The sequence below is a fragment of the Chloroflexota bacterium genome (genome assembly GCA_034717495.1).
In the GTDB taxonomy this organism is placed as follows: domain Bacteria; phylum Chloroflexota; class Anaerolineae; order JAAEKA01; family JAAEKA01; genus JAYELL01.
In genome coordinates, this window is sequence record JAYELL010000030.1 from 9,152 (window position 1) to 17,038 (window position 7,887).

Below are 7,887 nucleotides of genomic sequence, written 5' to 3' on the forward strand. Positions count from 1 at the left end.
GCGGTCTGTCGTCTGCGGTCTTCTGGAAGTCGTCTTCTGGAAGCGGTCAGCGGTCTGTCGTCTGCGGTCTTCTGGAAGTCGTCTTCTGGAAGCGGTCAGCGGTCTGTCGTCTGCGGTCTTCTGGAAGCGGTCATCCAGCAGCATGCTTCACCGCTGCGATAAAACCACGCACGCTGGCGTGGTCCTTGCGGCCAGGAGATTTCTCCACGCCGCTGGCCACATCCACACCCCAGGGCCGGACCTGGTCGATAGCGCTCGCCACGTTCGAGGTTTTAAGGCCACCGGCCAGGAGTAGACGACAGGTTGGCGACAGGTCCGCGGCCAGATCCCAGTCGCCGGTATGTCCAGTGCCGCCGTGCACCGAGGGATGAAAGGCATCCACCAGCAGGTCGGGACCATCGACCGGACCAAAGCTGCCATATCGTGCCGCTTGCTGCCGGGCTTTTTCGATCGATCTGGGCCGCAACGCCTTGAACGCCCTGCCACTCAGCGCCGTTAACATTTCGGGCGGTTCTTCGCCGTGCAGCTGCGCCAGGTCCAGTTGGCAGGTACTGAGCGTCCAGGCAATCTCTTCCTCCGTGGCATTGACAAAGACGCCGACCAGGAGGGGCCGCTTTCTGGTGCGATCCAGCCGGGCAACGATTTCCCTGGCGTTGTACGGTGTCACATGCCGGGGTGATCGCTGCACGAAAATAAAGCCCAGATAGTCGGCTCCCGCATCGACAGCCACCTGGGCGTCCATCAGGTTCGTCAGGCCACAGATCTTGACCACAGGACTTGCGAAGCCGTCGTCCTTTGTCATGACGTGATCTGTCGATGTTTCATAAGTCGATTCCCAGGGCAGCCAACAAGATAACGATCAACGGGGCGATGAAGACCGCCGGCAGCAGGTTGCCAACCCGAACCCGTTTCAGTTCCAGCAACACCAGCCCGATGCCCATGATCAGGACACCGCCGGCCGCGGTCATTTCAACGACCCAGGGCGTTTGCCTGGAAACGTCACCGATGGCAGTCCCAAGGCCCATGGCAGCCAGACTGATGGTCCCTTGATAGATGCCGACCGAGAGTGCCGATAGAATCACACCAGGGCCCAGCGCAGCCGCAAAGGCCAGTGAGGCGAAGGCATCCAGCATCGACTTGATGGCAAGCAGGTTGTAATCACCGGTCAAACCATCCTGAATAGCGCCCAGTATGGCCAGCGGTCCGACACAGAAGACCAGGCTGGCAGTGACAAAGCCCCGGACGACTCTTCCCTCGCCACTTTCGCTGAAGATACCAGCCGTCTTCAGCTCCAGCCAGCGCCCCACGGCTTCCAGGCCATCCTCGATTCGCAACAGTTCTCCGGCGATTCCGCCCAGGAGGACGCTGACCATGGGAATGAGGATGTTATTGCTCTGGATTGCCATGCTGATTCCGACGACAAGCACCATCAAGCCCAGGCCATCAAGAACAGTCTGCTGGACTTTTTTCGGCAGACGGTTGCCAAGCAGGATTCCGATGACACTGCCTGCGACAACAGCGACAACGTTGATCAGGGTACCGAGCATGAAGGCATTATAGATGCCAATGGGCAGAAGGCAAATGAAACGCGTGTATTCGAATTTTTAGGACACCCAGGCGCAATCCGTTCGATCACGGCGCTCCTGCTCGCACCAGGCTCTTAATCTTATTTTGTCGCTCCCGTGGACTGGTGACGACCAGGCTTTCACCTACCAACATGGCATCGATGCCCATGGCTGCCAATCTGCGCACATCTTCAGGGGAATGGATGCCGCTTTCGCTGACTACGACCTTTTCTTCCGGTACCAGTGGGCGAAGGCGTTCGGTGGTTGCCAGGTCTACCTCAAAGGTGCTCAGGTCCCGGTTGTTGATACCGATGATCTGGGCTCCCGCAGCCAGGGCCCGGGCGACCTCTTCCTCATCATGGGCCTCGACCAGCGCTGCCATGCCGTAGGTGTGGGTCTCTTTCAACAGTTTTCGAAGATCGTTGTCGCCCAAAACCGCCACGATGAGCAATACCGCGTCGGCGCCGGCAACCCTCGCCTCGACGATCTGATAGGGATCAAAGATGAAATCCTTGCGCAGAATGGGTATGCCTGGACTGGGGACTTTCGTGCGTGGATTTGCCGTTTTACTTACCTCTGCCGCGTCCGTCAGATATTCCAGGTTGCCCTGAAAGAACCGGCTATCCGTGAGCACTGAGATGGCCGCCGCGCCTCCCTCGACGTAGGTGTGGGCCAGTTGTTTTGGATCAAAATCCTTGCACAGCAGGCCACGGGAAGGGCTGGCGCGTTTTATCTCGGCAATCAGGCTGACCCCCGGTTGGCGCAGGGCCGCAGCAAAGTCCAACGGTTCAGGCACCGTCATGGCAAGCGCTCTCAGGTCGGTGATAGGCACCAGTGCCTTTTGTTTGGGCAATTCCTTGCGCTTGTGGTCCATGATCGTGTCGAGCAGTTTCCCTTGATGCTTGAGGCGATCGCTATGGCTATGGCTCTTTTTTGAGGTCTTTTTGCTCATTTTGTCTCCTGCGGTCCTGGAGGGTTGAAGCAATATCGCCGTTACTCGTTGCTCAACTCGACCAGTTTCTCGAGGGCTTGCATGGCGGCGCCACTGTCGATACTGCGCCGGGCCTGTGCCAGTGCGACAGGCCAATTTCCATCCGCCAGGGAAAGACCCATGGCGGCGTTGAAGAGGACAGCATCCCGTTTCGGTCCAAGCTCCTGGCCCGCGAGGATGCGGCGGGTGATCTCGGCGTTATCGTCGGCATCGCCGCCCTTGAGGTCGGCCAATTGGGCCCGCGGCAACCCGAGATCGGGGGCATCCAACTGGAAGGTGCGGATTTCACCGTCGCGCAGTTCGGTGATGCGATTTGGCCCGGAGAGGCTCAGTTCGTCCAGCCCGCCATGGCCGTGAACAACAAAGGTGACCGTGCTTGCCAGACGCTTCATCACACCTGCCAGCGGTTCAGTCAGATCGGGGCTGAACACGCCGATGGCCAACCGGCTGGCGCCGGCCGGGTTGGTTAATGGCCCCAGAATGTTAAAAACCGTGCGGGCTTTCAGCTCGCGGCGAGGACCGATGGCATGACGCATGGCCGGATGGTGGTTGACGGCGTAACAGAAACCTATTCCCGCTTCGTCGATGCAGCGAGCCACCTGCTCCGGCGAAATGTCCAGGCGAACCCCGAGCGCACCCAACACATCGGCACTGCCTGCTTTACTGGTAACGGAACGATTGCCGTGCTTGGCAACCGGTACTCCGGCTCCTGCCACGACAAATGCCGCAGTGGTGGAAATATTGAAGGTGCCAGAATGATCGCCGCCGGTGCCGACAATATCGGTCAGAGCGATGCCGTCGCGGGTAGCCCGTTCCGGAAAGACGGCAATGGCGTTTTCCCGCATTGCCCGGGCGCAACCGGTGATTTCTGGCACCGTCTCACCCTTCATCCGCAGGGCAATCAGGAAACCACCGATCTGGGCCTGGGTGGCCTCACCTGACATGATTTCCATCATAGTTGCGTAGGATTCTTCCTCGGTCAGATCCTGAAAATCGACGAGTCTGGCAATTGCTGCCTGAATCATTAGAAGCTCCTGTGAAGGCGACAGCCTCGATGTGATGCCTTAAAACTCTCGGCCCTGGATGCGTAGATCCCGGCTAATTATCAATAGTCAATTGTCCATGATCAATTGTCGATAGCAGAGGGCAATTGCCAATTGTGGCCCCCTTCGACAGGCTTTTTGTCGATCCTGATTTCGTAAGCGTCAACTGTTTACTTGTCACCTTGTCACCTTGTCTACTTGTTTCCCTGTTTCCTTCTCCCTTGTCCAGGTCAGGACACTGCCAGGAAGTTCCGCAGCAGGTCCTTGCCATGTTCGGTGAGAATGCTCTCCGGATGGAACTGAACACCGATGGTTGGATAGTCACGGTGCCGCAGACCCATCACCTCTCCCTCCTGGGTGAAGGCAGTTAGTTTCAGCACATCGGGTAGCGGTTCTTCAACGATCAGGGAGTGGTAGCGGGTTGCCTGGAAGGGACTTGGCAGCCCATAAAAAATCCCTTTACCGGTGTGGTGAACCGGCGATACCTTGCCATGCATCAGCCGCGGCGCGCGCGCTACTACCCCGCCGAAGACATGCCCGATACATTGTTGTCCCAGGCAAACCCCGAGCAGAGGCGTGGTTTTGTGAAAGTGACGAATGACGTCGTTGCTGACACCGCTGTCAGCCTCGGGTGTACCCGGTCCCGGCGAAATCATGATGTGACTGGGCTTGAGTTGCTCCAATTCCTCCACAGTGACCCGGTCATTGCGCCACACCTGTAAGTCGCTGACGGGATCGCCCAGCCGGTCTTCCAGCATGACCTCGCCGATGAATTGCACCAGATTATAGGTAAATGAATCGTAGTTATCTATGAACGCAATCATAGGAGCCTCCGATTTCAGAATTTCAGAATTTCAGAGTGTCAGTATGCTGTCTCCGTGTCTCTACCTGGCTAGCTCTCGCACCGTCTAGCTCTCGCACCGCTTGCTGCCTCTCGGCACGCCTGCTGGCGTAGCGTGCTGGCGTCGTCGCCGCGTCCCCGCGTCCCCGTGTCCCCGTGTCACCGTGTCACCGCGTCGCCAACTTCTTCTGTCGCTTTTCGGCCGAGCGTCGAATGCGATTGTGGACTCCGGCCAATCCCATGGCTTTTTTGACATCACGCAGGGTCTCCCCGGCGACGGCAGATGCCTTTTTGGTACCCTCGAAAAGCAACTCGTCGACATAACCGGTCTGGGCCTGATAATAGGCCCGCCGCTCCCGCACCGGGTCCAGGAAGTTGTTCAATGCTACGATCAGTTTTTCTTTGACTTCTACATCGCCAACCTGGCCTGCCCGGTAGCGGGTTTTTAGATCATCTACCTCTTGTTTGTCGGGGTTGAAGAAGTCGTGATAGTCGAAAACCGGATTGCCTTCCACGGTACCAGGGATGTCGGCCCGGATGCGCTTGGGATCGGTATACATACTTTTGACCTTGTTGCGAACGGTCGTTGCGTCGTCGCTAAGCATGATGGCGTTGCCCAGGCTTTTGCTCATCTTGGCCTGGCCATCTGTGCCAACCAGTGTGCCGCCGACGACATAGGCATCGGGCAGCGGGAAGACCTCATCGTAGCGATTGTTGAAGCGCCGGGCGATCTGGCGGGCCAACTCCACGTGGCTCTCGTTATCCTTTCCCACGGGCACCAGGTGCGCCTTTGGCATCAGGATATCAGCGGCCTGAAGGACCGGGTAGCCCAGCAAGCTGTAGGGTACCTGCTCGAGTCCGGCTGCCTGAGCCATATCCTTGATGGTCGGCAACTGCTGCAGGCGCTCGACGGTGATCAGGCTACCGAGAAGCAGCTGCAACTCGTAGATCTCGTGGACAGCCGACTGCAGGTAGAAGGTGACCTTGTCGGGATCAATGCCAATGGCCAGTTGATCCAGCACGATCGACCGGGCGTTGTCGGCGATCTTGAGGACATCTTCCTTGGTATTTTTGGTGGTCAGCATGTGCAAATCGGCGATCAGAAAGTAGCAGTCATACTGGTCCTGCAGCGCCAGGCGATGCCGGTGACTGCCGACGAAGTGGCCGAGATGCAGCTCGCCTGTGGGGCGATCGCCGGTCAAAATCCGTTTTTTACTCATGGTTCAGTCTCCTCCGGTTTCTATTCAACCAGGCCCCGTTCGGCTATCTCTACGGCCAGGGTCAAGGCGCGGGCCTTGTTCAATGTTTCATTCCATTCGTAGGTGGGATCGCTGTCGGCGACATTGCCGCCACCGGCCTGCAGGTAACAGGTCTTACCCTGCATCACAATCGTCCTCAGGGTGATACAGGTGTCCATGGCGCCGTCGTAGCCGATGTAGCCAACACAGCCGGCATAAGGTCCGCGACGAGTGCCCTCCAGTTCCTCGATGATCTCCATGGCTCGTATCTTGGGTGCTCCGCTGACAGTGCCGGCCGGAAAGGTGGCCCGCAGCAGGTCAAAGGCATCGTACTCGGGCCTGATCTCGCCCTGGACGTCGCTGACGATGTGCATCACGTGGCTGTAGCGCTCGATTGCCATCAGGATGGGGACATGGATCGTGTTGTATTTGCAGACACGCCCCAGATCGTTGCGTCCCAGGTCGACAAGCATGACATGCTCGGCGCGTTCCTTGGGATCATCCAGCAGTTCCTCGGCAAGCTGGGCATCTTCCTCCGGGGTCTCACCCCGCCACCGGGTGCCGGCGATGGGGTGGAGTTGGGCCCGCCCGTCCTCCAGGCGTACATGCATCTCGGGACTGGATCCGATGACGCGGATCGCTTTCCCGTCAGTTCCGTCACCGGGCAGTTCCAGGAAATACATGTAGGGACTGGGATTGGTCATTCTCAGGGCCCGGTAGATCGTAAAAGGGTCGGCCTCCGTGCGCCGCTCCAGGCGTTGGCTGAGTACCACCTGAAAGATATCGCCGGCTGCAATATAGTCCTTTGCCTCCCGCACCATATCCTCGAACTGTTTCTGAGTGAAGTTGCTCTGCCACTGTGCATCGCTGAGCACGTTGGGCGTTTCAGGTACCTCCAGCGGCCGGCGCAATCGGGCCACGATCTGATCGATTCGTGCGATTGCATCGGCGTAGGCGGCGGTAAGATCGCCCTCCAGCCGGCAGTTGGCCAGCACGATCAACCGGTGGCGCACATGGTCAAAGATGACCAGGTTGTCCGCCAGCAGGAAAATGTAGTCCGGCAGTCCCAGGTCCTCGCTGGCAGTCTCCGGCAGTTCTTCCACGAATCGCACCCAGTCGTATCCCAGATATCCCACCGCGCCTCCGATGAAACGGGGCAAACCAGGCAGGGTAATCGGTGTCCGGCTGGCCAGGACCTGAGCAATCGCGTCCAGCGGATCGTCAAAGGTATGCTGTTCCAGCACAGCGCCACCGGCACCTGTGACAATCACCTGGTTTCCCCGGGCGGTCAGCGACATGGGCGCCTGTACGCCGATGAAGGAATACCGGCCCAACTGCTCTCCTTTCTCCACCGACTCCAGCAGAAAGGAAGTGCCACCGTCCCGAAGTTTCAAATAGACAGAGACGGGTGTTTCCAGGTCGGCCGGCAACTCCCGGTAAATCGGGACCAGATTGCCCCGATCGGCCAGGGAACGAACTTGATCAAGTGTGGGTTTGTACAAGGTCCTGCCTCCCTGTCGGTTATCAAAAACAAAGAAAACGCCTCTCATCCCGCGCATTGTCATGCGTTTCAGGGACGAGAGGCGTCAAAGTTCTCGCGGTGCCACCCTGGTTAGGCTGGAAAAGAAAAGCCCTGCGGTGAGACGCAGGGGCAACTATGTGCCAGCCTCACTCTGCGGAGACGGGTTGTTCCGAGTGTCGGAGTGTCAGATCATCAGAGTGTCGGAAAGGATGGCTTCTAATCGCCACCGCTCTGCATCTCTGACTTCTGACCTTCTGGAAAACCGATCTCCAGCGCCCTGATAACGGTGGCGTCTCCGGAGCCAGCTACTAAATGGTCAATTGTCACTTGTCAATGGTCAATTGTTAACTGTGATTCTTGACAATTCGATCCATGGTTCACGGCCCGACTCCCCGGCCCATTCGTTGCCTGCGTTGTTACCGGTTTTCCAGCATCCACCGGCTCTCTGGAACCCGCTTCGGCAACTACTCTTCCGGTTCCTGGTCTTTATGGCATTTTCGATTGTGCGGGCGATTATGCCATATTTGCGTGCAGGTGTCAAACCGAAAAAGTAGACAAGGGACAGGGAAACAGGTAGACAGGGAAACAGGTAGACAGGGAAACAGGTAGACAGGGAAACAGGTAGACAGGGAAACAGGTAGACAGGGAAACAGGTAGACAGGGAAACAGGTAGACAGGGAAACAGGT

The 7,887-nt window shown here is 58.0% G+C and carries 7 protein-coding genes and 1 other annotated feature; all 7 genes read right to left on the reverse strand.

Annotated elements, in window-relative coordinates; genetic code table 11:
* Window positions 1–130 precede the first annotated feature (130 nt).
* On the reverse strand, window positions 131–802 hold the full coding sequence (locus U9R25_05835; GenBank protein ID MEA3335411.1) for a phosphoribosylanthranilate isomerase: 672 nt from the start codon (window positions 800–802) through the stop codon (window positions 131–133).
* Between the two features lie 19 nt (window positions 803–821).
* Window positions 822–1,547 carry a DUF554 domain-containing protein gene (locus U9R25_05840; protein MEA3335412.1) on the reverse strand — a complete coding sequence of 242 codons (726 nt, stop codon included), beginning with the start codon at window positions 1,545–1,547 and terminating at the stop codon, window positions 822–824.
* A gap of 85 nt (window positions 1,548–1,632) precedes the next feature.
* Window positions 1,633–2,517, reverse strand: a complete 885-nt coding sequence (gene trpC / locus U9R25_05845) for an indole-3-glycerol phosphate synthase TrpC (GenBank protein MEA3335413.1) — start codon at window positions 2,515–2,517, stop codon at window positions 1,633–1,635.
* Window positions 2,518–2,558: 41 nt separating this feature from the next.
* Window positions 2,559–3,581, reverse strand: coding sequence for an anthranilate phosphoribosyltransferase (trpD, locus tag U9R25_05850; protein ID MEA3335414.1), 1,023 nt, complete (start codon window positions 3,579–3,581; stop codon window positions 2,559–2,561).
* Window positions 3,582–3,829: 248 nt separating this feature from the next.
* Window positions 3,830–4,423, reverse strand: a complete 594-nt coding sequence (locus U9R25_05855; protein MEA3335415.1) for an aminodeoxychorismate/anthranilate synthase component II — start codon at window positions 4,421–4,423, stop codon at window positions 3,830–3,832.
* Between the two features lie 184 nt (window positions 4,424–4,607).
* The gene (gene trpS, locus U9R25_05860; GenBank protein MEA3335416.1) at window positions 4,608–5,660 is read right to left on the reverse strand and encodes a tryptophan--tRNA ligase; all 1,053 of its coding nucleotides are present in this window, start codon (window positions 5,658–5,660) and stop codon (window positions 4,608–4,610) included.
* Window positions 5,661–5,680: 20 nt separating this feature from the next.
* The gene (gene trpE, locus U9R25_05865) at window positions 5,681–7,180 is read right to left on the reverse strand and encodes an anthranilate synthase component I (protein MEA3335417.1); all 1,500 of its coding nucleotides are present in this window, start codon (window positions 7,178–7,180) and stop codon (window positions 5,681–5,683) included.
* A 67-nt stretch (window positions 7,181–7,247) separates the two neighbouring features.
* Window positions 7,248–7,690, reverse strand: a binding site (T-box leader).
* Window positions 7,691–7,887: the final 197 nt, after the last annotated feature.

What these genes read in the sequence shown, in the direction of transcription:
- U9R25_05840 (MEA3335412.1), bottom strand. Translation starts at nt 1,547, where the DNA reads ATGCTCGGTACCCTGATCAACGTTGTCGCTGTTGTCGCAGGCAGTGTC.
- U9R25_05855 (MEA3335415.1), bottom strand. Translation starts at nt 4,423, where the DNA reads ATGATTGCGTTCATAGATAACTACGATTCATTTACCTATAATCTGGTG.
- trpS (MEA3335416.1), bottom strand. Translation starts at nt 5,660, where the DNA reads ATGAGTAAAAAACGGATTTTGACCGGCGATCGCCCCACAGGCGAGCTG.
- U9R25_05835 (MEA3335411.1), bottom strand. Translation starts at nt 802, where the DNA reads ATGACAAAGGACGACGGCTTCGCAAGTCCTGTGGTCAAGATCTGTGGC.
- trpC (MEA3335413.1), bottom strand. Translation starts at nt 2,517, where the DNA reads ATGAGCAAAAAGACCTCAAAAAAGAGCCATAGCCATAGCGATCGCCTC.
- trpD (MEA3335414.1), bottom strand. Translation starts at nt 3,581, where the DNA reads ATGATTCAGGCAGCAATTGCCAGACTCGTCGATTTTCAGGATCTGACC.